This window comes from Cellvibrio sp. BR (assembly GCF_000263355.1).
Taxonomy (GTDB): domain Bacteria; phylum Pseudomonadota; class Gammaproteobacteria; order Pseudomonadales; family Cellvibrionaceae; genus Cellvibrio.
Map to the genome: position 1 here is coordinate 939,953 of NZ_JH668200.1, position 24,189 is coordinate 964,141.

Annotated in this window: 20 protein-coding genes; 12 read left to right on the forward strand and 8 right to left on the reverse strand. The window is 49.8% G+C overall.

Going from position 1 to position 24,189, the window contains the following annotated elements:
- Window positions 1-16 precede the first annotated feature (16 nt).
- Both O59_RS03905 and O59_RS20885 read left to right on the forward strand, forming a co-directional pair.
- The gene (locus O59_RS03905; RefSeq protein ID WP_007639697.1) at window positions 17-691 is read left to right on the forward strand and encodes a hypothetical protein; all 675 of its coding nucleotides are present in this window, start codon (window positions 17-19) and stop codon (window positions 689-691) included.
- Window positions 692-816: 125 nt separating this feature from the next.
- Entirely contained in the window at window positions 817-1,143 is a 327-nt protein-coding gene (locus O59_RS20885; protein WP_050976935.1) for a hypothetical protein, read from the forward strand.
- Between the two features lie 143 nt (window positions 1,144-1,286).
- Here the strand turns inward: O59_RS20885 and O59_RS03915 are convergent, their stop codons facing one another.
- Window positions 1,287-2,288 carry a LacI family DNA-binding transcriptional regulator gene (locus O59_RS03915; RefSeq protein ID WP_007639698.1) on the reverse strand — a complete coding sequence of 334 codons (1,002 nt, stop codon included), beginning with the start codon at window positions 2,286-2,288 and terminating at the stop codon, window positions 1,287-1,289.
- Window positions 2,289-2,602: 314 nt separating this feature from the next.
- Between O59_RS03915 and O59_RS03920 the strand changes: the two genes are divergently transcribed.
- From O59_RS03920 to O59_RS03950, 7 genes are all read left to right on the forward strand, one after another.
- Window positions 2,603-4,474 carry a sodium:solute symporter family protein gene (locus O59_RS03920; RefSeq protein ID WP_007639702.1) on the forward strand — a complete coding sequence of 624 codons (1,872 nt, stop codon included), beginning with the start codon at window positions 2,603-2,605 and terminating at the stop codon, window positions 4,472-4,474.
- A gap of 138 nt (window positions 4,475-4,612) precedes the next feature.
- Window positions 4,613-5,794, forward strand: a complete 1,182-nt coding sequence (gene mgp130 / locus O59_RS03925) for a 4-O-beta-d-mannosyl-d-glucose phosphorylase Mgp130 (protein ID WP_007639706.1) — start codon at window positions 4,613-4,615, stop codon at window positions 5,792-5,794.
- 3 nt (window positions 5,795-5,797) lie between these two features.
- Window positions 5,798-7,030, forward strand: coding sequence for a cellobiose 2-epimerase EpiA (epiA, locus tag O59_RS03930; protein WP_007639708.1), 1,233 nt, complete (start codon window positions 5,798-5,800; stop codon window positions 7,028-7,030).
- 12 nt (window positions 7,031-7,042) lie between these two features.
- The gene (locus O59_RS03935; protein ID WP_007639710.1) at window positions 7,043-8,413 is read left to right on the forward strand and encodes a hypothetical protein; all 1,371 of its coding nucleotides are present in this window, start codon (window positions 7,043-7,045) and stop codon (window positions 8,411-8,413) included.
- A gap of 127 nt (window positions 8,414-8,540) precedes the next feature.
- Window positions 8,541-9,758 carry an alpha-galactosidase Aga27 gene (gene aga27, locus O59_RS03940; protein ID WP_007639712.1) on the forward strand — a complete coding sequence of 406 codons (1,218 nt, stop codon included), beginning with the start codon at window positions 8,541-8,543 and terminating at the stop codon, window positions 9,756-9,758.
- Window positions 9,759-9,873: 115 nt separating this feature from the next.
- A complete protein-coding gene (locus tag O59_RS03945; protein ID WP_007639715.1) occupies window positions 9,874-11,331 on the forward strand; it encodes an alkaline phosphatase D family protein in 1,458 nt (485 codons plus the stop codon).
- Window positions 11,332-11,358: 27 nt separating this feature from the next.
- The gene (locus O59_RS03950) at window positions 11,359-12,126 is read left to right on the forward strand and encodes a hypothetical protein (protein ID WP_007639717.1); all 768 of its coding nucleotides are present in this window, start codon (window positions 11,359-11,361) and stop codon (window positions 12,124-12,126) included.
- A 142-nt stretch (window positions 12,127-12,268) separates the two neighbouring features.
- Here the strand turns inward: O59_RS03950 and O59_RS03955 are convergent, their stop codons facing one another.
- The 4 genes from O59_RS03955 to O59_RS03970 all read right to left on the reverse strand — a co-directional run bounded on the left by O59_RS03955 (window position 12,269) and on the right by O59_RS03970 (window position 17,622).
- Window positions 12,269-13,711, reverse strand: a complete 1,443-nt coding sequence (locus O59_RS03955) for a response regulator (protein ID WP_040391141.1) — start codon at window positions 13,709-13,711, stop codon at window positions 12,269-12,271.
- A 196-nt stretch (window positions 13,712-13,907) separates the two neighbouring features.
- Complete coding sequence (locus O59_RS03960) at window positions 13,908-15,626, reverse strand: bifunctional protein-serine/threonine kinase/phosphatase (protein WP_007639721.1); 1,719 nt, start codon at window positions 15,624-15,626, stop codon at window positions 13,908-13,910.
- A gap of 201 nt (window positions 15,627-15,827) precedes the next feature.
- The gene (locus O59_RS03965) at window positions 15,828-17,306 is read right to left on the reverse strand and encodes an MFS transporter (protein WP_040391142.1); all 1,479 of its coding nucleotides are present in this window, start codon (window positions 17,304-17,306) and stop codon (window positions 15,828-15,830) included.
- Between the two features lie 25 nt (window positions 17,307-17,331).
- Complete coding sequence (locus O59_RS03970) at window positions 17,332-17,622, reverse strand: hypothetical protein (protein WP_007639725.1); 291 nt, start codon at window positions 17,620-17,622, stop codon at window positions 17,332-17,334.
- 302 nt (window positions 17,623-17,924) lie between these two features.
- On the opposite strand from O59_RS03970, the gene O59_RS03975 reads away from it, so the two are divergent.
- From O59_RS03975 to O59_RS03985, 3 genes are all read left to right on the forward strand, one after another.
- Window positions 17,925-19,391, forward strand: coding sequence for an MFS transporter (locus O59_RS03975; protein ID WP_007639727.1), 1,467 nt, complete (start codon window positions 17,925-17,927; stop codon window positions 19,389-19,391).
- Window positions 19,391-21,118, forward strand: coding sequence for a bifunctional protein-serine/threonine kinase/phosphatase (locus tag O59_RS03980; RefSeq protein ID WP_007639729.1), 1,728 nt, complete (start codon window positions 19,391-19,393; stop codon window positions 21,116-21,118). Before O59_RS03975 ends, O59_RS03980 begins: the two co-directional genes overlap by 1 nt.
- Window positions 21,119-21,348: 230 nt before the next feature.
- On the forward strand, window positions 21,349-22,299 hold the full coding sequence (locus O59_RS03985; RefSeq protein ID WP_050976936.1) for an SMP-30/gluconolactonase/LRE family protein: 951 nt from the start codon (window positions 21,349-21,351) through the stop codon (window positions 22,297-22,299).
- Here the strand turns inward: O59_RS03985 and O59_RS03990 are convergent.
- The 3 genes from O59_RS03990 to O59_RS04000 are packed head-to-tail and all read right to left on the reverse strand — an operon-like array spanning window position 22,292 to window position 24,103.
- Window positions 22,292-22,780, reverse strand: a complete 489-nt coding sequence (locus O59_RS03990) for a hypothetical protein (protein WP_007639737.1) — start codon at window positions 22,778-22,780, stop codon at window positions 22,292-22,294. The genes O59_RS03985 and O59_RS03990 overlap by 8 nt on opposite strands.
- 38 nt (window positions 22,781-22,818) lie before the next feature.
- Window positions 22,819-23,571 carry an anti-sigma factor gene (locus O59_RS03995; protein WP_007639740.1) on the reverse strand — a complete coding sequence of 251 codons (753 nt, stop codon included), beginning with the start codon at window positions 23,569-23,571 and terminating at the stop codon, window positions 22,819-22,821.
- Window positions 23,572-23,581: 10 nt separating this feature from the next.
- Window positions 23,582-24,103 (reverse strand): RNA polymerase sigma factor, encoded by a 522-nt coding sequence (locus O59_RS04000; protein WP_232283031.1) that lies wholly within the window; start codon window positions 24,101-24,103, stop codon window positions 23,582-23,584.
- Between the last annotated feature and the right edge of the window lie 86 nt (window positions 24,104-24,189).

Sequence of the window (24,189 nt, forward strand, 5' to 3'; positions counted from 1 at the left end):
ACAACAGGTGCTACGGATGGGTAATTTTAAATTTGTCAGCATAATCGCTATAACTGCCACCTTGACGTTTTATATAACGTTTACTGTGACAAAAAATCATTACATCGCACCCAACCTTTCGGCCAATACTTGCGCGGGTGATGTTATCCCGCTTGCCGTACTTCCTCCTGCATCTGCGCCGCTCTCTCCTGATCAATCAGTGGTTGTTGAAAATAAAACAGCATCGACCAATGAAATTTCTCCAGCTGTGCAGTTAATACACCAAACAGCAGATATAGAGGCGCTGGTAAAAGCCCGTGATGCACAACAGCAACAGATTAATATCCTCAGGCAGTTCGCAAGTGAAAAAAATAGCAAATCCTTAATTGAAGAATCCAATCTTCGCTACGAGGCCGAGCTTGTCGATTACCAATGGGCGGCTACAGAAGAAAATAGATTACTGTCAATCTTTGCTGATACCGCTGCGCTCGGCTCTTATATTCCCACGCACATGAGTTGCCGGTCAGTGACGTGCAAAATAACTATCCCTTCTCAGGATGATGCCAGTGCCGACAAAGCTTATCGTGCTCTGTGGCAGGTGTTAGCTAGTAACAATCCAGATTCAAATTATTCCATCACTTATTTTCCCAATCCGGAAAAAGGTGAGTTTGTTGTGTATATCTCGTCGCAGGGCAATTCCATTTTTCAATAAAAATGGTGCGGTAAAAAGTTCCGGTAGGAAGGGAGTAGGATCGCGATAAATAACGGCCAAATTTATCACTCACCCGAGAGCGAAGCATGAGGCAAGGCCGATAATAGTTAACACAAGGAGTTAATATGAAGTTTAAATTTATGGCGGCTATTGTAGTGGCATTAGGTCTTTCTGCTGTTGCGCATGCAGATCAAAAAGTAGCAGAGTATGGTGACCCTGTCCTCGGTAACTCTTATGGAGGTTGTACCTTTACGCAGGTATATAGCACTGGTGGAGGATATTATCTTTATCAAGAATACAGCATTGCATGTACATCGGGCACTTATGTCGTTGGTGTTTATACCAATTACAGCAATGGGTGGAATAACCGCACTTGTACCTTTTACCCCGGCAGTCCCGCATATTATGCTAACGGATCTTGCTCCAACTGGAATGTATACTTAAAACCCTGATAGTTTTTCGTATCAATAAATAAGGCCAAGGAAGTTAATGCTCCCTTGGCCTTATTCTTTGATGATTTGATTTGCTATAAATTTTTATTACACATGACAATATTTAAATACTGTATGTTTTTGGTGATTATAAAAATATAGCCTTACTTTTTAGTTAACAATGGCCCGGTACTTTTGCGAATAATAAATTCCGTCGGCAATACACATTCGCGCTGGCTCAGTGGTTCGCCTTCAATCACTTTCAGCAACATATCCATCGCCATTTTGCCCATCTCTTCCGCTGGTTGTGAAATGGTGGTGAGGCTTGGGTCGGAATATTTGGCGTAGGCGATATCGTCAAAACCGGTAACCGACATATCTTCCGGAATGCGAATGCCTTGGTTTTTTAAGGTCTGCATAGCGCCGATTGCCATTTCATCGTTCATGGAAAAAATCGCGGTAGGGCGCACTTTCATATTACAGAACTGGAAGGCGGCGTTCAGGCCGGACCACATGGTGAAGTCACCTTCGGCAATCAGGTCTCTCTCAAAAGGAATACCTGCTTCGGCCAATGCCTCTTTATAGCCTTCCAGGCGATCAATGGCGTGAGGGTTGTCTTTCAAGCCGGAGATAACGCCGATGCGTTTGTGTCCGAGCGAAATCAAATAGTTCACCATGGTTTTGGCGGCGGCGCGGTTATCGATACGAATGGCCGGGCCGGTGGTGTATTCGCAGCCACAGGCATTCACGCAGGGAATATCGGGCGGAATGTTGTTCTGGCTTTTTTCCGAGCTGGGGCGCAGCTGCACTATGCCATCGGCCAGGCGGGTTTCTACGCGGCGGATGTACTCCATTTCGCGCTCGGGGGTGCCGCGGGTATCGCCCAGCAGCACGGCATAACCTTTTTGCTGGGCGCGGTCTTCCAGGGCGCGAATAAAAAGCGAGTAGAAGGGGTTGGCTATATCGGGCACCAGCACTACTACCGCGTAGGCGCGCGCTGAGCGGAAGTTGCGCGCCAGCATGTTGGGGCGGTAGCCCACTTGGGCGATAGCCTTGTGAACCTTTTCCAGGCTCTCATCAGAAACTTTTTCGGGGTTGCTCAGGGCACGTGAAACGGTTGCAACGGATACGCCAGCCAAGCGTGCAACATCGCGAATATTGGACATAAAAAACGACCTTAGGGTGCCGGTGATAGGCGGGTGGGTATGGATTTGTCCGAAAAACTGCTTATTTGACTGAAAATTTACTACAGCTCACCACAAGAGACTAGAAAAATAAAATGTAAACGGTTACATTAGCTTGCTGTTAAGGTGCTTATGGTCAGTTATGCTATATCTTTTTCAAAGGTTTGCTCCCTGCTGTTACCTAGGCGGTTTTTCCTGAGCCTGCCCGCTAGGGGTTGTATGGCGATGCACGGAAGTAACAATCAGATAAGAAAAACGACCCGTGTCGATCCACATAATAAATTTGGAATCTGTTAATGAATCTTCCTCTGTTGGATATAGCGATTATTCTCGCTTACGTTATTGCCACTCTGGTGGTTGGTTTTTGGATTTCCAGTCGCGCCTCCAAAGATATAAAAAGTTACTTCCTCGGCGGCAATAAACTGTCCTGGTGGCAACTGGGCTTATCGAATGCGTCGGGCATGTTCGATATTTCCGGCACTATGTGGCTGGTGTATTTGCTGTTTGTGTATGGTCTCACCAGTGTATTTATTCCCTGGTTGTGGCCGGTGTTTAACCAGATCTTTTTGATGGTTTTCCTCTCCGCCTGGTTGCGTCGCTCAGGCGTAATGACCGGTGCGGAATGGATTACCTTTCGCTTTGGCGAAGGTAAGGGCGCACGCCTCTCACATTTAATTGTGGTGCTGTTTGCGCTGGTGAATGTGATTGGTTTTATTGCTTACGGATTTATCGGTATTGGTAAATTTGCAGCGGTATTTATGCCTTGGCAATTGGCTGCAGACCCACATATGAACGATGTTTGTTATGGGCTGATTATCACCGCCATCACCACACTTTACGTGGTGAAAGGCGGTATGTTCAGTGTGGTGTTTACCGAGGTGCTGCAATTTTTCATTATGACGGTTGCCTGCATCGCGGTGGGGGTAATTGCCATGCAGCGCATTTCACCGGAAATGTTAAATGCCGCGATTCCCGAAGGCTGGACCAGTATTTTATTCAGCTGGGAATTGCATTTGGATTGGTCAGAAAAACTCGCCGCCGCACAACAAAAAATTGATGCCGATGGTTATGAATTATTTGCCATCTTTTTTATGCTGATGTTGTTTAAAGGCATGTTGCAAAGCATGGCCGGCCCACAACCCACTTACGACATGCAGCGTGTGCTCTCCGCTAAAACCCCGAAAGAAGCCGCCAAAATGAGTGGTGTTGTTACCGTCGTATTGATGTTTCCGCGCTACATGCTTATCACCGGGTTAACTGTGCTTGCGCTGGGTTTATTTATGGGTGATTTAAATGCGATGGGTGAGAATGTCGATTTTGAACAAATTCTTCCCATGGTATTGGCCGGTGAAATTTTGCCGAGCGGTTTGTTGGGGTTGTTAATCGCTGGTTTGCTCGCGGCCTTTATGTCCACCTTTGCCGCAACAGTCAATGCTGCACCGGCTTATGTGGTTAACGATTTATACAAACGCTACATCAATGCCGATGCCGAACCAAAAACCTACGTAAAAATGAGTTACCTCATTTCCGTCTTGTTTGTCATTCTCGGTGTGGCGATTGGCTTTTTTATTCCCACCCTCAATCAGGTTATTCAATGGTTGGTGAGTGCACTTTACGGTGGTTACACCGCCTCCAACGTATTGAAGTGGTACTGGTGGCGGTTTAATGGCTATGGTTATTTCTGGGGCATGGTGACCGGTTTTGCGATCGCCTTCCCGCTGATTTTTACCGATATAGCACCCATCAATGCTTTCCCCTTTATGTTCCTCGCCTGTATTGCTGCCTGCGTTATTGGTTCGCTGTTGACTAAACCGGACGATATGGAAGTGCTGAAAAAGTTTTACACCAAAGTGCGTCCTTGGGGTTTTTGGGCACCGGTATTGGCGGAAGTGCAAAAAGATTATCCGCAGGTGGGCGCCAACAAAAACTTTGCCCGTGATGCAGTCAATGTACTGGTGGGGATTGTGTGGCAAACCTCGCTGGTCGCCGCGCCGATTTTTATGGTTATCAAACATTGGCCAGAGTTTATCGCGGCAATGGTTGTGGCAGCGATCACCAGCATTTTCCTCTGGTTTAACTGGTACCAAAAACTGGAAGATTATCCGGCGGATATTCCTGCCTCTGCACTGCAGGGTACTAACGACGAGCATTTATTAAGCAAGCCCTGATAGCGATTTTGTGCTGCGGTTTTTCTGCAGCACAAAAAATTTTAACTACGGGTGTAAACGATTACGTTATAAGTTCGATGTGTGATGAAACACTCATCAGAATGAAACACTGGAAAAACTCATTGGAGTATTTGAAACATGAGTAGTTTTAAAGAAAAAGCAAAAGCCTTACTGCAACAACATGAAACGCTAATCACGAAAAAAAATGCTGTAAAACGCGATGGCAACGGTATTTACGATTGTTACGAAAACCCGATTCTCACCGCCGAACATGCTCCGGTTTTTTGGCGTTACGATTTAAATGAAAAAACCAATCCGCATTTAATGGAGCGCCAGGGCATTAATGCCGCGTTTAATTCCGGTGCAATGTATTGGAACGGTAAATACATTTTAGCGGTGCGTGTAGAAGGTGTGGATCGCAAATCCTTTTTTGCGATTGCGGAAAGCCAAAATGGTATCGACAACTTCCGCTTTTGGGATTACCCCATCACCATGCCGGAAACAGATCGCCCCGATACCAACGTGTACGACATGCGTTTAACCAATCACGAGGATGGTTACATCTACGGTTTATTTTGCACCGAGCGCAAAGATTTAAATCACCCGAACGATACCTCTGCGGCGGAAGCGCAATGTGGTATTGCACGCACCAAAGATTTAATTACCTGGGAGCGCCTGCCCGATTTGGTGACCTACTCCGGTCAGCAGCGCAATGTGGTATTGCACCCGGAATTTATCGACGGCAAGTACGGTTTGTTTACCCGCCCACAAGACGGTTTTATCAGCGTGGGCGCCGGTGGTGGTATTGGTTGGGGTCTGGTGGACGACATGACTCGCGCCGAAGTGAAATCCGAAGTGATTGTGGATGGCAAGGTTTATCACACCATTAAAGAAGTTAAAAATGGCCAAGGCCCTGCGCCGATTAAAACTGCCGAAGGCTGGTTGAACCTCGCCCACGGTGTGCGTAATACCGCCGCCGGTTTACGTTATGTGCTCTACATGTTCATGACCGAATTGGAGCGCCCCTGGGTAGTAACACATCGCCCTGCCGGACATTTTATTGCACCGCACGGTGCTGAACGGGTGGGTGATGTATCCAATGTCGCTTTCTCGAACGGGTGGATTGCGAACGAAAAAAATGAAGTGTTTATTTATTACGCCTCATCGGATACACGCATGCACGTGGCAACGTCTACCGTGGAAAAACTGATCGACTATTGCAAAAACACCCCGGAAGATGGCCTGCGTTCTGCGGCATCGGTTGCGGTGCGCAATGAATTAATCAGTGCGAATTTGCAAGTAATGAAGGATTTGGTTTAAACCATGAACGCCGCCATGCTTCCTTCATCTGCCATTGTGTTGCAACAAGAATTTCGCGCAGAACTGAGCGCTATTGCTGATTGGTGGGCTACCCATACTATCGATGAGCAACAGGGTGGTTTTTACGGTGAAGTGGGGGCAGACAATCTGCCTGTTCCCTCTGCCAGTAAAGGCATTATTCTGAATGCGCGTATTCTTTGGTTTTTTAGTGAAACCGCGCAGCAAATCAATAACCCGGTTTATCGCGATTGTGCTGAGCGCGCATACCATTATTTGTGTGCGAATTTTTTTGATGATGTGCACGGCGGTGTGTATTGGGAGCTGGATGCGGCGGGCGCGCCGATCAATACCAAAAAACAAGTTTACGCCCAGGCATTTACTATTTACGCGCTCTGCGCTTACTACCAGCTCACGGGCGATGCGCAGGCACTCGCGCGCGCGCTGGAATGTTTTCAGTTAGTTGAGCAGCACGCTATTGATCACACCCATCAAGGCTACCTTGAAGCCTTTACCCGCGACTGGGGCGTGATTGAGGACTTACGCCTCAGTGACAAAGATTTGAATTATCCCAAATCGCAAAATACCCATCTGCATATTCTTGAAGCTTATACCACCTTGTATCAGGCGCAGCCGAGGGCAGAAATTCGCGCGGCACTGCAATACAACATCGAAATGTTTGATCGCTACATGATCGACAGAAACACGCACCATCTGCGCATGTTTATGGATCTGCAGTGGAAGGATTTTTCACCCGGTTATACCTACGGGCACGATATTGAAGCCAGCTGGTTAATTGCCAAAGCATTGGAATCGCTGGGTGACGAAGCCTATACGAGCGCGCTTACACCGACATTAATTCGTATCGCCGAAGTGACGCTGCAAGAAGGCATTGGCGAGTTGGGGCAGGTGGTGGACTCTTACGATTTTGCCAGTGCCACCGTGAATAACGACACCGTGTGGTGGGTACAAGCAGAAGCGTTAGTGGGTTTTCTTTATGCTTACAGTGTCAGTGGCGAACAAAAATATTTTGCGGCGGCGGAAGATGTGTGGGCCTTTATTAAAAAATATCAAATTGATAATGAGTCGGGTGAGTGGTTGTGGTTGTCGCGGCTGCACGCGCCCAGCGCCACACCCTATTACAAAGTGGGTTTTTGGAAATGCCCCTACCATAATGGCCGCGCCATGATGGAAGCGATCCGTTATTTACAGGGCGATGCTTCTGTACACACAACTTAATCTGGAAAAATAATGAAGAATATTATTGCTGTTATTGTCGGATTTGTATCCATATTGTTGTTAGCTGCCTGCGATAAAAACACACCCGTTGCAGAAAGTAACTCAGCAGTTGCACCTACGGCCAATGTTGCAACATCGCCTGCCCACGAACATTTTGTGCGTGTTAACGGCGGGCACTTTGAACTACAAGGTAAACCCTATGTGATTACCGGCGTAAATATGTGGTACGCGGCTTATTTGGGGGCACCCAATGAAGTCGGTGATCGCGAGCGCTTGGCGAAAGAGCTGGATAATTTGAAAGCCATCGGCGTGAATAATTTACGCGTATTAGCTGTATCCGAAAAAAGTGAAATTAATTCAGCGGTAAAACCGGCAGTGACCAATGGTTTTGGCAACTACGATGAAACCTTGCTGCAAGGTTTGGATTATTTATTAGTTGAACTCGCTAAACGCGATATGACCGTGGTGCTGTATTTTAATAATTTCTGGCAATGGTCGGGCGGTATGACTCAATACATGGCCTGGATTGAAGGCGAGCCAGTGCAAGACCCGAACGTGACTAACGAATGGGAAGCATTTATGGCCAAGTCAGCGAGTTTCTACCGCAGCGAAAAAGCGCAGCAGGAATATCGCAAAACGCTGGAAAAAATTATTACCCGCGTGAACAGCATTAATGGCAAAGCCTATGTGGATGACGCGACGATTATGTCCTGGCAATTGGCTAACGAGCCGCGCCCCGGTAATTCACAAACGACGGCGGAAGAAAAACAAATTTATATCGATTGGGTTCACGCTGCTGCGGCTTATATTAAAACTTTGGATGCACATCATTTAGTGAGCAGTGGTAGTGAAGGTGAAATGGGATCAGTGAATGACATGCAAGTATTTATTGATGCGCACGCCACGCCGGATATCGATTACCTCACCTACCACATGTGGATCCGCAACTGGAGCTGGTTTGATAAAACCAAACCGGCAGAAACCTGGCCATCGGCGTGGGAAAAAGCACAGAACTATATGCGTGCACACATTGATGTTGCCAAACAATTAAACAAACCCTTGGTGTTGGAAGAGTTTGGTTTGGATCGCGATATGGGTTCCTACGCGATGGATTCCACCACCGAATATCGCGATATGTATTTTCGCGGTGTATTTGAATTGATGCTGGCGAGCCTTGAACAAGGTGAACCGAGTGCGGGTTACAACATTTGGGCCTGGAATGGTTATGGCCGCACCACACGCGCGAACTACTGGTGGCAAGAGGGCGACGATTTTATGGGTGACCCGCCACAAGAAGAGCAGGGCATGTACGGTGTGTTTGATACCGATGCATCTACCATTGCCATTATGAAAGAGTTTAATGCGCGTTTTCAGCCGAAATAATTTGCACGCTGCGTCAGTAAAAAACTGCAATGAAAATTGCAGTTTTTTTTAACGCCGTATTAAATTATCAGATTATTAATATAATGATGTATTCGACGATATCCTCACGACAAAAAAGGTCAACACCATGATAAAAAAACTATTGATAAACACTGGTCTGTTCGGATTTGCATTGGCTGCCAGCATGAGCGTCAGTGCGCAAAAATTTGAGCATCTCGCCAAAACCCCGCAGCTTGGTTGGAATAGCTGGAATACTTTTGCTTGCGATGTAAATGAAAAAATGATTCGCGAAATGGCTGACGCTATGGTGGCATCGGGCATGAAAGACGCGGGTTATGAATATATTAATATCGACGACTGCTGGCACGGCGAGCGCGACAAACAAGGTTTTATCCAGGTCGATAAAAAGAGTTTTCCGTCGGGCATGAAAGCACTGGCGGATTATGTTCACAGCAAAGGATTAAAACTCGGCATTTATTCTGACGCGGGCAATACCACCTGCGCCGGTCGCCCAGGCAGTCGCGGCCACGAATATCAGGATGCGGTGACCTATGCGAGTTGGGGCATTGATTACGTGAAATACGATTGGTGCGATACCAAAGACATCAACCCCAAAGCTGCTTACGCCACCATGCGCGATGCCATTCATAAAGCGGGCCGCCCTATGTTATTCAGCATTTGCGAATGGGGCGATAACAAACCTTGGGAATGGGCAACTGACGTTGGTCATTCATGGCGCACCACGGGTGACATTTACCCCTGCTGGAATTGCGAGCACAACCACGGTTCCTGGTCGTCGTGGGGCGTATTACCCATTCTGGATAAACAAGCCGGTTTGCGTAAATACGCGGGCCCCGGCCATTGGAATGACATGGACATGATGGAAGTCGGCAACGGCATGAATGAAGACGAAGACCGCGCACATTTTTCCCTGTGGGCGATGATGGCCTCACCGCTGATCGCCGGTAATGATTTACGCAAGATGAGCGAAGCCACCAAGAAAATTCTCACCAACAAAGACATGCTTGCCATCAACCAAGACAAACTGGGCATTCAAGCGATGAAATGGATTGATGAAGGCGATATCGAAATTTATGTCAAACCCTTGGAGAAAGGTGACTACGCGGTGCTGTTTTTAAATCGCGCGGATACCACAGTGAATTACAGTCTGGATTGGGGCTTCCACTACATGAAAGACGATATCAGCAAACATGAGATTTTCTTTGATAAGAAAAAATTCAACTGGCGCGATATCTGGAATGGCGGCAAGGGCTCCACTGCAGAAAAATTAAACCTGACCATGGCTGCCCATAGCGTGGTGGTGTTGCGTTTAACACCGCAGTAAGTTTTTGTGCTGTATGTCATTTAACAAAGCCGGCACTTGCCGGCTTTGTTGCATTTTGCCTGGCTCAAATTCGGGTATATAGTGCTGCCTTGCCATATCTGCAGGGAGAAATCAGGTGCAGCTGTTTGCGTACAATCAAGTGGGGCGCCCGGATGAATTATTAATCTGGGTCGGCATGTTGGCGGTTTACCCTCCGCCGTCAGTGATTTTTGAAATTGCCGGTCAGTCGGTGGCTGCACAATTATTGCCGCCAGGTTTTGAACCGCTGGGTGATGAAATCTGCGATGCGCGCGGCAAAGCGATTAACTATCGCGGGATTTTTAAATTGGCGTGGCCGGATACCGCTGAGCGTTTCACGGTCACGGTTAGCGCTAATGGCTGTGTGACCACACTCAGTAGCCGCCGACCACCACAACAATTGCCGCTAAAAAATGCGGCCAGTTTTAACCTGCTGCTCTCCTCCTGTTATTACCAACCCAATGATAAAAGTCGCGCATTGGCGGATGTGATAAAACACATTAAGCCCGCGCCGGATTTCACGGTGCTTGCGGGTGATCAGGTGTATCTGGATCTGCCCTCGCAACAAGATTTACCCTGCAACAAAACGGCGTTGGCAAAAACGCTGGGGAAAAAATATCAACTCAATTGGTTTTCCAACAGCGCGCAACAGCCGGGGTTGGCCAATATTTTGCGCCAAGGCCCAGTGCTTTGTGTGCCGGACGATCACGAATTCTGGAATAACTTTCCGCTCTTCCAAGCCCAGTTGGACAATACCCACTGCGAACAGGATCGTGCCAATTGGGCTGAGTTAGCCAATCGTTTATATGAGCGCTATCAGCGTTCCCCGGCGCAAGCAGCGGGTTTTTTCCGGCAGGATATTGCGCCGCTAAGCATGTTGTTTTTGGATGGGCGCACCCAGCGCGATGACGACGGCGTGCAGATGTTTAATGCCGCAACTCATGCGGCGATTGGGCAGTGGAAAAGCGATTTGCTCCAGCGCAAACAACAAGGGCACGCCGCGGTGGGTTTGCTCAGTTCGGGGCAGGCCCTATTGATTGAAACCCCCGGCCCCTGGGCGTGCAAAATTGCCGATATGGAAATGCCCAACTACGCCGATTTTGCGCTGATCACCACGGCGCTCGCCGAATTATTTGCCGCCGAAATACCGGTGATTTATATCACCGGTGATGTGCATTGGGGGCGCATAGTCGAGGGTAAAAATGTGCGCGGCAATACCCTCTTCTATGAAGTGATCGCCTCGCCGTCGCGTTTGATCGATACCAACTGTGTGGATGAATACAAACTCGTTAGAAATAATTGGCGCAGCTTGTTTGGTGAGGGCGAGGACTTCCCCTGCCATCCGATTGCGGCCGAGGTGAATGAATTGAAGTTCTCCAATTTGCGGCTCAGTGTTAAACATCGTCAGCGCGGTGACCATGTGGCACTGCTGCGCTTTCATGCGACGCCCGCCGGTATTGAATTCAGCGTAGATTATGTGTGTACCGATGCGGATGAAAAATTGCGTCGCGCTTACAGCAAAAGCTGCGGCCCGTTTAAATTAAATAGTTTTTAACAATGTGATTTTTTTGAGGAAAGGAACATGATCAAACAAACCCTCGCAACCCAAAGCCAAGTGCACACCGACGTATACCCGCTAGCGCGCACCAATCGCGAAAGCAATTTGCAATGGCTGCCACGCGCCTATGAGAGTTTTGCGCTGGCGGATGCAAGCCAATGGAGTTTTGTGGTGTTGGCCGGAGGTAAGGATGTAGCCTCCTTTCGCTTGCGTGTCGCGCAATCCCATTTGCGCGGTGACATGCTGCCTTCCTACTGGTCGGACTGCGCGCTGTTAAAAGTCGAGCAGGGTGATTTTACCCAAGCGCGCTTTTTTAATTTGCCGCTATTCCAACCCGCTAACGCCAGCTATGCACCCGCCCGCAATGGATTAATCGAGTTGCCCTTAAAGTATTTGCCCAGCCAAAAAGATTTTCCCAATCTGGCGCTGCTCGCCATTCCTGTGCCGCAGGAAAAAATTCTTGCATCGCTAGCGGATTATCAAAAAGCACGGGTGAGTTACGATGCGGTAGAAAATATTCTGCCCTGGCTGGCATTTGTATGGGGCGCGGGCAATGCCGCCAATCCACTTATGCAGCAAATTGGTTTCCCCTCGGCGATGATGCTCAACCAACTCTATAACGCCAACGGCTTCGATCTCGCCCCCGGCGTAAACGCCAACCTCTCCGCCCCCGAAACGTTTTGGAGTGGCGTTAAACACTGGCAAGCTTACTACAGCAATACGCAAGAAAACGGCTTGCTGCCAAAAGCGCGCTTTGTGATTAGTCATTTTTACGATATTGATGAGAGCTAATTGCGCCTTGCTGTAAATTTTCTCACTAAAATCTGCGCAACAAAAAAGCGGAGCTGAAATTCAGACTCCGCTTTTTTGTTGTATAAATTTTATGGTGCAGTTTTTATGACTTTGATTGTTATCGAGTGTAAGACGCTTTTATTTATTCCCGCTCCGCCACTAGCACCAATTCAATGCGATTATTTTTTTGCGCGATAGCATTCCATTCGCCGGCAAAAAAAGTGGGCAGGCGTTCAGGGTAGGGCTCGGTGCCTTCCAGCGCGTGAATATCCAGAGTGAGGGTGCTGTTAATGCTACCGGTTAAATTGCGCAAAATCATTTCGGTTTCGCGTACATAGTCGGCCATCAAACGATCCATGCCGTAGAGTTCACTGGAGAGCAGGCAATTGCTCAGGCTAGTTTCATCGGCAGCGAGTTGATCCATACCGTTTTTGTCCTTACCGATACAAAAATCCCCCACATAAATAGTAATCACCGCCATGCCTTTAAAGCCGCGGCTGGCGAGACGATGCAATAATTCATGCAGGCGCAAGACAGTGCTGGTGTCGATAGTGTATTGGCGAAAGGCGAGTGCACCTTGCTGATTAAATGTCCAAGCCAGATCGTCCAAATAATTAAGCGAATCGTTTGCTGTTGTTCCGTTTGCCGCCAGTGTGGGAGTGTGATTAACAGCCGCCGTTTGTGCTGTGATGTTTGCTGGTTGAGCTTGGGTTTGTTGACCGGATGTTTGTTGAAAGGGTGCTTGCTGCATAAGTTCTTGCAGCTGCTCGGTTAATAAATCCTGCTGCTGAGTGTTTTGTTCAAGTTGCGTTTTGATTTGTAGCAGGAAATACAAGCTGGCAATTATCCCCGCGACTAAAAGCAACCCTATGCCCCAGCGACTATTACTGGCCGGTGCCGTTGGTTCTGTTGTGTCGGGCGCGGCGGGCGGAATTTGTTGCTGGGTAATATTGCTAAATTCTTGACGCAAGGTTTGCCGCAGCCCCTGCAATTCGCGCGACACGCGCGAGGTAATAAAGCGGCGGTTATCTTCCAGGCTGTGCTCCATATGGCTGAGGCGCAGTTCGATATTGCGCGCCTGTTCCATCGCCGCCTGATTGGGCGCACGGCGCTCCAGTTCCGAACCGCTGACCACGCTCACTTTATTGGCCGCTGCAATTAATTCCGGGCTTTCCACGTCGGTGTTGCTGTGAGTCTGGCTCTTGGGCAGGGGATAAATATGAATGGTCTCCATCACCCGCGATAAATCCGTGGCGTTAATACGATCTTTGCTGACCACATCCAAGGCGCCCAGTGCACGCGCTTGGCCGGTGTACACATCGCCACTTTTTGAGGTGTACATAATCACCGGGATCATCGCGGTTTCGGGGTGGGATTTAATAATTTGCAGCGCGCGAAAACCATCCATGCCCGGCATCAGGTGATCCATAAAAATCACGTCGGGTGAGTGGTGCGCCAGGTAGCGCAGTGCGGCTTCACCCGAGTCGACAATATCGATATCGAGCGGGTAGGCACGGAGCATTTTTTTCAAGCGGTATTGGGCGGTGGTGGAGTCATCCACAATCAGTGCACGTTTACTGGCCATGACAAACATCCCTCTGCGGTGTCGCTAGTATTCTTGGTGGCTATCGTTATTGGTTTTTGGGTGTTATGACGGGTGATCGAGACAGGGCGAGAGCCTAACAGAAAAAGGCCGCTGTGCGCGGCCAATTCAATCACAGCCTGAGTGCCCATGAGATGAGAAGCTAGGGTGTGATGGGATGTAAACGTGGTGCGAGATGTCAGCGCGGGAAGATAAATGCCAGCAGCGCCGTCAACCAGCCGCAAATGGCCAATACTTTCCACACCCGCTCCGGGTGAGTTTCCAGTAGCGGCTGCGAGCGCGGTACCAGCCAATCGGGGTTGGGGCGTTTTAAATCCTGCAGCCATTCCGACAGCGCTTGGTAGCGGTGATTGGGGTTGATACTGAGGGCTTTTTCCAGCGCGCGATCCAGCCAGTAGGGCACCAGCGGATTAAATTTCATCGCCGAAATATATTTCAGTTTCTGGAAACTTTTTAAGTCCATGGCTTTGCTGTAGGTGCTGCCGTAGGGCTGTTTGCCGGTGAGCATTTCGTAGAGCAACACCGCGAGCGAGAACTGATCCGAGGCTTCGCTGGTGCTGCCGCCGTAGCGATATTCCGGCGCGGAATAATCCAGGGTGCCCAGCACCTGGTCGCGTTCAATGGGGGCACCTGCTTCTTGTACGCCAGCGACCCAGCAGGAACCGAAATCCACAATCACCGGGCCTTTGCCGCTAATCACTATGTTGTCCGGTTTTAGATCCTGATGCAGTGTCTCTTTGCGATGAAAGGCGCGAATGCCGCGAATTAAACTTTCGGTCAGTTCTACCGCGTCGAGGATCGATAAAACGCCGCGTTCTTTTAATAATTGGGTGAGTGTCGGGCCGGGGATATATTCGGTGAGATAGTACAAACAGGAGCGCGCTTCCGAGGCGGGAATGACCCGCACGACACCGGTGCTTTGAATGCGTGCACCAATCCAGGATTCCATCACAAAACGTTCGATATAAGCTTTATCGTCCTGATAGAGTTCGGACGGCGTTTTCATCACCAATAAATTCTTTTTTTCATCCTCCACCAAATACACCTGGCTTCTTGTTGATTCGTGCAGGATTTTTTTAATCGTCAAACCATCAATACTTTGCCCGGGTGAAAACACCGGCGGAAAGGGCAGGCGCGACAATACTTGTACCGCGTCGTTTTGCCCGGCGGTGCCGAGGTTGTCGATGCGCAGCGCTTGAATACTCAGGTTGTCTTCACTCTGGTGTTGCAGCGCAAGTGGCAGTGCCTGATTTACCAAACTGTCCAAATTGTGTTGTTCGGCCAAAATCAGCGCTTTTAACTCGGCGGGCGGAATATGTTCGTGAATACCGTCGCTGGATAAAATAAAAATATCGCCGCGCTGCAATTCCAGGCTGTGCATATCCACTTCTAAATAAGGGTCGGCGCCCATGGCGCGGCTTAAATGGGTGGTGTGTTTGTCGATGCGCTGGGTGTGGTCGCGGGTGAGTAATTCCAGATTATTCTCGCGCAGGCGATAAACGCGGGTATCACCCACATGAAAAATAAAACCGCTATCACCTTTTAAAATCAGCGCGGAAAAAGTGGTGAGATAACCTTCACCGTAAATCGAATTTTGGCTGCGGCCCCACAGGCTGGAATTTAAACTTTGAATCACGCGCATGGCGGATTGCTGGGTGCGCCAGGTGTCGGGTGTGGCGTAGTAGTCGCTGAGAAAACCGGCAATCGCTGTTTGACTCGCTTCACGCGCGGCCATGCTGCTGCTCACACCATCGGCAATCGCAATCGCAATGCCTTTGGTGGTGAGTAAATTGCCCTCGGGAATGCGTGCGCCGACCGTATCCTGATTTTCCGGTTTACGCCCCGCCTCACTTTTTTGCGCGAAGGAAATTTGCAGCACTGATTGCAGGTGATCCATAAATTTTCAGTTCTATAAAAAGAAAAAATTCTCGCAAGAGAATTTTAGCGTAGGAAAATAGGTGCTACGAATCCGTTTGCCATTGGGGTGTTTGTTTCGAAAACGCATGAATACATCCCTGTAGCTCCGTCAAGTCGTCCCTGACTTGACGGTTTCGAAACAAACACCCCAACGCCAAACTCGCATCTGATCGCGATTGAATTAACTCACTTCAATTTTGTGCAGTGAACCATCTTCATTCACTTCAACTACATGGCCTTTTGGCTCTTTCAGGAATTGCACAAATACCAGACCTATAGCAGCAGTACCGGCAAGCATCCAGAAGAATGTTTGAATATCGATAAAGGTATTCATGGTCAAAAAGAACAACGCGCCCACGTTGCCATAAGCACCGGCAAGGCCAGCGATTTGGCCGGTCATGCGGCGTTTGATTAAGGGTACAACTGCAAACACGGCACCACAACCGGCTTGCACAAACAGCGAGCAGATAAATACCGCAGAGAATGCCAGGTATAACGGCCAGCTAGCGTTAATTTGCGCAAGCAGCATATAACCACAGGCAACGCCGGCCAGAATTATACTCATGCTGAAACGGCGACCGAATTTATCACTCACCCAACCGCCGCCAGGGCGTGCCACTAAATTCATAAACGCAAAGGAGCCACCGAGCATTGCCGCTTGGGTCACACTCAAACCGGTAAAGGTAGTCATGAAAAACGCGGGCAATACGGATACCACTGCGATCTCTGAACCAAAGGTTGCAAGGTAAGCCCAGCTTAAAATAGCCACTTGTTTAAATTCGTACTTGTCGTGCTCGGCCACGCTGCCTTTTTGCAGCATATCTTTATTCACGCGATAAATTTGTGAAAACTGGAATACAAACAGGGCAAACAACACCACATACAAAATGTAAGTCGTCGCTGTGCTTAACAAGCCCAAATTGGTGGGGGACATTTTCCACGCGAGTACCGCGAGAATTAAATACATAGGCACGTTCATAATCACGTAGAAGATAAAATCTTTGCGATTACTCACTTCCAAACCGCCGGATTTTTTCGGTTTGAAATAGGTAGAGCCTTTGGGGGTATTGCGCACGCTGGCATAAAAAGCCACACCGTATACCATCGCAATCACCGCCGCAGTGCCCATGGCATAACGCCAACCGTCTTCACCGCCAAATACATGGATCGCCAAAAAGGGCAGGGTAAAACCCGCCGCTGCCGCACCAAAGTTACCCCAGCCACCGTAAATCCCTTCCGCCAAACCAACCTGGCGCGCCGGGAACCATTCACTCACCAAGCGAATACCAATCACAAAACCGGCGCCGACAAATCCGAGTAAAAAGCGGAAGAGTGCCAGCTGTTCAAAGGATTGTGCGCAAGCAAAAGCAATTAATAAGGCGCCGGAAAAAATCAGCAAGCCGGAGTAAATCGCACGCGGGCCAAATTTATCCACCAAGCTACCCACCACAATTCGCGCAGGAATGGTGAGTGCTACGTTGAGCGTGAGTAGCGCAGCCCACTGTTGCGGTGTCATCGCAAAGGAGGCGGTGATCAGCGGTTTAAGTGGTGGCAAGCTAAACCACATCACAAAGGTGAGGAAAAAGGCGAACCAGGTGAAGTGCAGGGTCGCAACAGATTTATTGGAAAAATCCAACAGGGGGAAACGGTAAGTGCTCATGGCGTTTTTTCCGGCAGACAATTATTCAAGGTCGGCAGAGGGCCGTGCACCTTAATGAAGCCGGTGATCGCTCTGCATCCTGAAGTGATGAAACTTCTATGAGGGTTTTGCAACGGCTATGCCAAATCATAAATAGTGCACATAAAAAGCGGTTTTTATTGATATGGGTGTATTTGAGGGCACGCTTGAGAATAAATAGTGCGCCAAATAAACGCTCTAAATTGTGTAATTGATTCTGAATGGTGCATTTGCGGGTTTGTAATCTGTTTTGCACCTTTTTTAACAAGGTGCTACCCATCAAGGCACTTGCGGTCATAGATTGTGCCTGTTGATGAAGCAGAGCGATCGGGTAGTGGTGGGACGTCTTTCGCAAAATCAGGTGTTTCCACCGGATTTTATTGCTCTATAGCGCTAAAACTGTGCGAACTGGATTTGTGGTTTTGCACCGAAAGTGGATAAATGGTGGGTGCGCAGTGATCAATAATTGTGCCTTTTCGTGCTTTTTAGTTGGATGTTTTAGTCTGGTGCATAAACTATTTGCAAAAAAATAACACAATACTGTGTTGTGGCTTGGTTATTGCTGTTTGCGCCTCATAAGTAAACCTTGAGGCTTGGGGCATGAGTGAAAATAGTGCAAAAATGAATCTGTTGTCGTTTGCGGGGAAAACCAAAATCCTGCATCTGACCTGGTTGGCTTTTTTTATTACTTTTTTGGTGTGGTTTAACCACGCACCGCTGTTGCTGGCCATTCAAGCCAGTTTTGGGTTGAGCGACCAGCAGGTAAAAACCCTGTTGATTCTCAATGTGGCGCTGACCATTCCGGCGCGGATTGTGATTGGCATGTTGGTGGATTCTTTTGGGCCACGCGCTATTTATTCCCTGTTATTAATCATCACCGGTTTTCTCTGTTTATTTTTTTCGCTGGCCACCAGTTTTGAAATGCTCGCGCTGGCGCGTTTTTTACTCGGGTTTGTCGGCGCCGGTTTTGTGATTGGTATTCGCATGATCAGCGAGTGGTTCCCCGCGCGGCAGATGGGCTTGGCGGAAGGAATTTATAAGGGGCTGGGCAATATAGGTTCGGCGGTGGCAGCGCTTAGTTTGCCCACCATTGCACTGCTGGTGGGAGGTGATGACGGCTGGCGCTATGCCACTGGCATCACCGGATTGATCGCCTTTCTCTATGCGTTTATTTATTATTTTTCCGTGCGCGATACGCCCGCGGGCTCTACTTATTTCAAGCCGAATAAATCCGGTGGTTTGGAAGTCACCAGCAAAAAAGATTTTGTGCTCTATTTGCTGGTGAATATTCCTATGTATGGCGCCATGGCGTTATTGGCCTGGAAAGTAAATAGCCTGGGCTTGATTGCTGCGACCACGCTCTATGCAATCTATGCGCTACTGTTGGCGATTTTTTTACTGCAATGCCGCAAGATCTACAGTTTAAATCTGCACGTTTTTTCCGCCCCGGTCGACAAGCTCCAGCAGTACAAGTTTAAGCAGGTGGCCATTTTAAGCCTCGCCTACGCCGTGACCTTTGGTTCGGAGCTGGCGGTGGTGTCTATGCTGCCGCTATTTTTCCAACATACCTTTGCGGTGCCGGTAGCATTGGCCGGAGTATTTGGTGCTTGTTTTGCAGCGGTGGATATTGGCTCTTGCCCCTCGGGCGGTTGGATCAGCGATAAATTCGGGCGCAAAAAATCCCTGGTGATTTTGTTGATCGGCGCCGCACTGGGATTTTTTGTTATGTCGATGATTAACAGCGACTGGCCGATTGCGTTAGCGGTCGCTGCGATGATGTGCTGCTCCTTCTTTTTAGGTTCGGCGGCTGGTTGTGTGTTTGCCGTGGTGCCCCTTATTCGCCGCAGCCTTACCGGCCAGATTGCCGGCATAGTGGGAGCCTACGGCAATATTGGTGCTGTGGTGTTCCTCACCATTTTTTCCTTTGTCAGTACCCCGGTATTTTTCCTCACTATCGCGGCCGCTATTGCAATCACTGCACTCGCCGCGATGTTTCTGGAAGAACCGCAGAGCACCATGTTTGAAGTGCTGCCCGATGGCCGGGTGCAATTGGTGGAAATGCATTAATGGACCAGTGGCATCTTGGCAGCAAATTGGCATTTACCCTTGGGCAAGCATCAACCGCCGGCATTAAGGCCCAAAATGAAGATGCCATAGGTATGCGTATTCCCGAGGGCATGCTGCTGGATACCAAGGGCGCGGTGGCGATTATTGCCGATGGGGTGAGTGCCGCCGAAGCTGGTAAAGAGGCGAGTGAAACCTGTGTGCGCAATTTTCTCGCTGATTATTTCTCCACGCCCGATACCTGGACCGTGAAAAAATCCACCACTCAAGTGTTGGTGGCGCTCAATCGCTGGCTCTTTTCCCGTGGCCAACATTTTCGCGACGCGCAAAAAGGTTTTGTCAGCACGCTCAGCTGCATTATTTTTAAATCCCACAGCGCGCATATTTTTCATGTGGGCGACTCGCGCATCTATCGTTTTCGCGCCGGTGTGTTGGAGCAATTGACACGCGACCATCGCACCGTCATTAACGCCGAGCAGTCTTATTTGGTGCGCGCCATGGGGTTGGATGTATCGCTCGATGTGGATTGTAAAACCATCGATCTGGAAGAGAAGGATATTTTTTTATTGAGCACCGATGGCCTGCACGATTTTGTCAGTGATGAACAGCTCAGTCATTTTTTACAGGCGGGCGGTGATGATTACGAACTGCTCAGTCAGCAATTGTTGGCGTTGGCGGCGGCTAATCAGAGCGACGACAACATCAGCTGCCAGTTGCTGCGTATCGATTCCCTGCCCGCACAAAATATTAACGACGCCTGTCAAAAACTCGGTGCCCTGCCATTCCCGCCGCATTTAACCTCCGGCATGGAAATCGACGGCTATCGCGTTGAAAAAGAATTGCATGCAAGCAGCCGCAGCCAGGTGTATCTGGTGCGCGACCTGGAATCCAACCAGCTGCTGTGTATGAAAACCCCGTCAATTAATTTTTGCGACGACCCCGCCTATATAGAACGATTTATTTTGGAGGCCTGGATTGGCAGCCGCATTCACAATGCCCATGTGGTGAAAGTGATTGCGCCCAACAAACCCAAAAGCTGTCTCTATTATTTGATGGAATATATTGATGGTGAGACCTTAAATCACTGGATTAAAAAAAATCCGCTGCCATCTGTGCAAACGGTTATCTATATGGTGGAGCAAATTTGCAAAGGGCTGCGCGCTTTTCATCGCCGTGAAACCCTGCACCAGGATTTGCGCCCGGCCAATATCATGGTGGATCGCCACGGCGAAATTAAAATTATTGATTTTGGTTCCTGTTTGGTAAAAGGCATTGCGGAAATCAGCTCGCCTATTGCGCGTGAAAATATTTTGGGCACCGCCGAATATTCTGCGCCGGAAACCATTTTAGCGGGCAAGAGCGATGAAAAATCCGATGTGTTTTCGCTGGCGGTAATTGTGTTTGAAATGCTCACCGGCAGCGCGCCCTTTGATGGCAAACTCGCCAACTGCCGTACCGAGCGCGCCTATTTAAATACTCGCTACACCTCCACCTATGAACTCAACCCGCTGGTACCTTTTTGGGTGGACGGTGCGATTCGCAAAGGCCTGCGCTACGATTTGGAGCGGCGCCACGCCGATGTCTCGGAATTTTTGCACGAGCTGCAACACCCCAATCCCAAATATAAACAGCACTACCGCGCACTGCTGTTGGAAAAAAATCCGCTGCGTTTTTGGCAGGGTTTATCGGCCATTTTGTTTGTTGCGCTCTGTGTCTCCTTTTATTTTTAAATCGCTGGTGAGTTTTAATCCCCGTTGGCGCATTTGCGCTGGCGGTGATTATTCGCTATAAATCCCCGCTGGTAATTAACACCATAAAAAGTAAAAAACCGATAAGCGCAATGATAAGCGCAGTTTTATACCCTACCTACCGCTCTGGCCTTTAGTACACGCAACCCTAATTGCAGCTGTTTTTAATTGCACTTATTCCCAATGGCATTTGTCCCTAGAGTGAGGTCGAGATGTATCGTTTATCTTTCAGCATTTTTCCGCTTCGAATTGCCCCGGCCAGCGTTTTGTTCGTGAGCCTGTTGGCGCCCTGGGCCTGCGCCCAAACTGAAGATTATGTCGGCGATGGTATATTCACCCAAGGCATTGAAGGCCCAGCGGTGGATGCCAAGGGCAATCTCTATGCGGTAAGTTTTGCGCGCGACGCCGATGCAAGCCAAGGCGGCACCATAGGCATTGTTTATAAACCCCAAACCGATAAACCCCAGAGCGCGCAATTATTCCTCACCCTACCCACCGGCAGCACTGGCAACGGTATTCGTTTTGATCGCGATGGTTTTATGTATGTGGCGGATTACACCGGGCACAATATTTTAAAAATCGATCCACGTTCCAAAGCGATTTCGGTGCATGCCCACAGCGATAAGATGAACCAGCCCAACGACATTGCTATCGCCAAATCCGGGGTCATTTACGCCAGTGACCCCAAGTGGGCGGACAATACTGGCAACCTGTGGATGATCGCCCGCGACGGTGTGGTCACATTGCTCGAAGACAATATGGGCACCACCAACGGCGTGGAAGTGAGTGCGGATGAACAGCATCTGTACGTCAATGAAAGTGTGCAGCGCAGGGTGTGGAAGTACGACATCGATAAAGCCACCGGCGCCGTAAAAAACAAACGCCTGTTGATTGAATTTGCCGATCACGGTTTGGATGGCATGCGCAGCGATGTGCGCGGCAATTTGTATATCGCGCGCTACGGTGCCGGTGAAGTCACCGTGGTCTCACCACATGGCACAGTGCTACAGCGTATAAAACTCAAGGGCGAAAAACCCACTAATGTCGCTTTTGGCGGTGCCGATGGCAAAACCGTGTATGTGACTCTGCAGGAGCGCGGCGCGATAGAAACCTTCCGCAGTGAACATGCCGGGCGCGAGTGGCAGTTACTGCAGGCTAAATAATGGTTCGGGTGGTTTCGGCGTCGTAGCTGTTTTTCTCCGGGCGCACGCCGCGCCCCATTTGGATTTCCAGCAGTACCAGAGTGTAAGCCTCCTCATCGAACGGGTCTTCATCCGGCCGCGCATAGCGGGTACTGCGGCAGCCGAGCAGCCCACAGTGGCGCTGGGTGATGGCCTCGCGGCGGGCGGGAAACGCGGGTTCGTCCTCCAACCGGCGCTGGGTCTTTTTAATTACCACAAACCAGTCGTAACCCTGCTGTAATGTCAGTTCAGCGGCGCGCCGCAGTGCATAGCGCTCGGCGGCAGCGCGCTGTTGGCCGCGCAACTTGAACTGCACGCGGTAGTGGGTTTCGCTCAGCGCCAGTTCCTTATAGCCGGTGCCATCGCCCTTGGCGGGGTGATAGTGGCGGTGCTGTTGATGTTGTTGACTGGCGCAGCCAGTGAGCAAAACCAGCAAACACAACGCAATAAATGGTTTGATCATTCCGAAGCTCCTGTTGCTCATGCATGGTGTGTCAGTGGTTATGGATCGCGGCGCCAGTGGTTGTTGATTGCTGCCGCTTCGGCTGCTGCATCAAAGGCATCGCCCTGCATCATGTTATCCAGTGCATTTTCAATCAGCGCATTGTCACTGCCGCTGGCGGTTTGGTAATCATCTGTCGCTGGTCTGGCTTGACTGTGCACACTCAGGGTTAACTGCCATTGGTTATCCAGGCGGCAGGCGATATTTTCCGCGCTGTTATTGCCGGTGTTTACTTGGAACTGGCGGCAGTAGTTGCCCTCGCCGTTGATAAAACTCAGGCGCGGTTTAATCTCGCTGCCATCGGCCAGTGCACGCTGTTCGCCACTGCGGGTGTTATCCAGCGCTTGGGCGATGGCGTTCCAGTTGTCGCTGCTACCGGCATTGCCCGGCAATAATTGCGCGGCACCAAAACCAATCACCAGCGCTACCGAAGCGGCCATGGCCGCATGTTGTTGCAAACCCTGCTGGATTCTCCGCCACAGCGGGAAGGCAATGATGTTATTGGCTGGTTGCTCGTCGCTTAGAAGGCGGGTGATAGCCTCCGGCATGGGTTGTTCATCAATACGACGATAATGGCTGGCCACCCGTGTATCCACCATGGCGAGTTCTGCCAGGCGGTTGGCGAGGTTTTCGTCGCGGCTAATCTGCTCGCGCACAGCCTCCATTTCCGCGGCGGGCAGCTCGGCATCCAAAAAGGCGGAGAGTTGTTCATCGGATACTTCATGGGGTGGTGATTGGTTCGAAAGACTCATGGCGGATTCCTCACGCGCCTTCAGCGGCGGGCGGTTGTTCGGGATTTAAAAATCGGCTCAGCGCGATACGCGCCCGCGCTAAGCGGCTCATCACCGTGCCGGTGGGAATGCTCAGGGTGTCGGCCACCTCCTTGTAGGACATACCCTCCAGCGCCACCAGTGAAATAATCGTGCGCTGGTCGTCGGGCAATTGCTGCATCGCGGCATCTACCTCCGTCAGGGCGATCTGGTCTTCAATCGCTTGTGCGCCATCGGCAACGGGCTCCTCGCTGTCCTCAATCGCGTAGTTAAGGTGCTGGCGAACCTTGCGCGCGCGGTACTCATCAATCCAAATATTACGGCACACGCGAAAGGCCCATTTGGCCAACTCAATATCCTCGGGCACACCACGGCTCAGCAGGCGCTCAAGGGTATTTTGCAATAAGTCGTCGGCATCGGCGGCGGAGCCGGTGAGCGAGTAGGCAAAACGCCGTAAGGCGGGCGCGAGTTGGGTTAATTCCTGTTTCATGGCGATACTGGTGTCGGTCTTCATAGGCGCTGATTTCAGGTCTGGTGTTGGGGGCTCGTTTGAGGAGTAGTTTTTGGTGCTCTTATCCAGTAAACGGCCCGCTGTTGGTT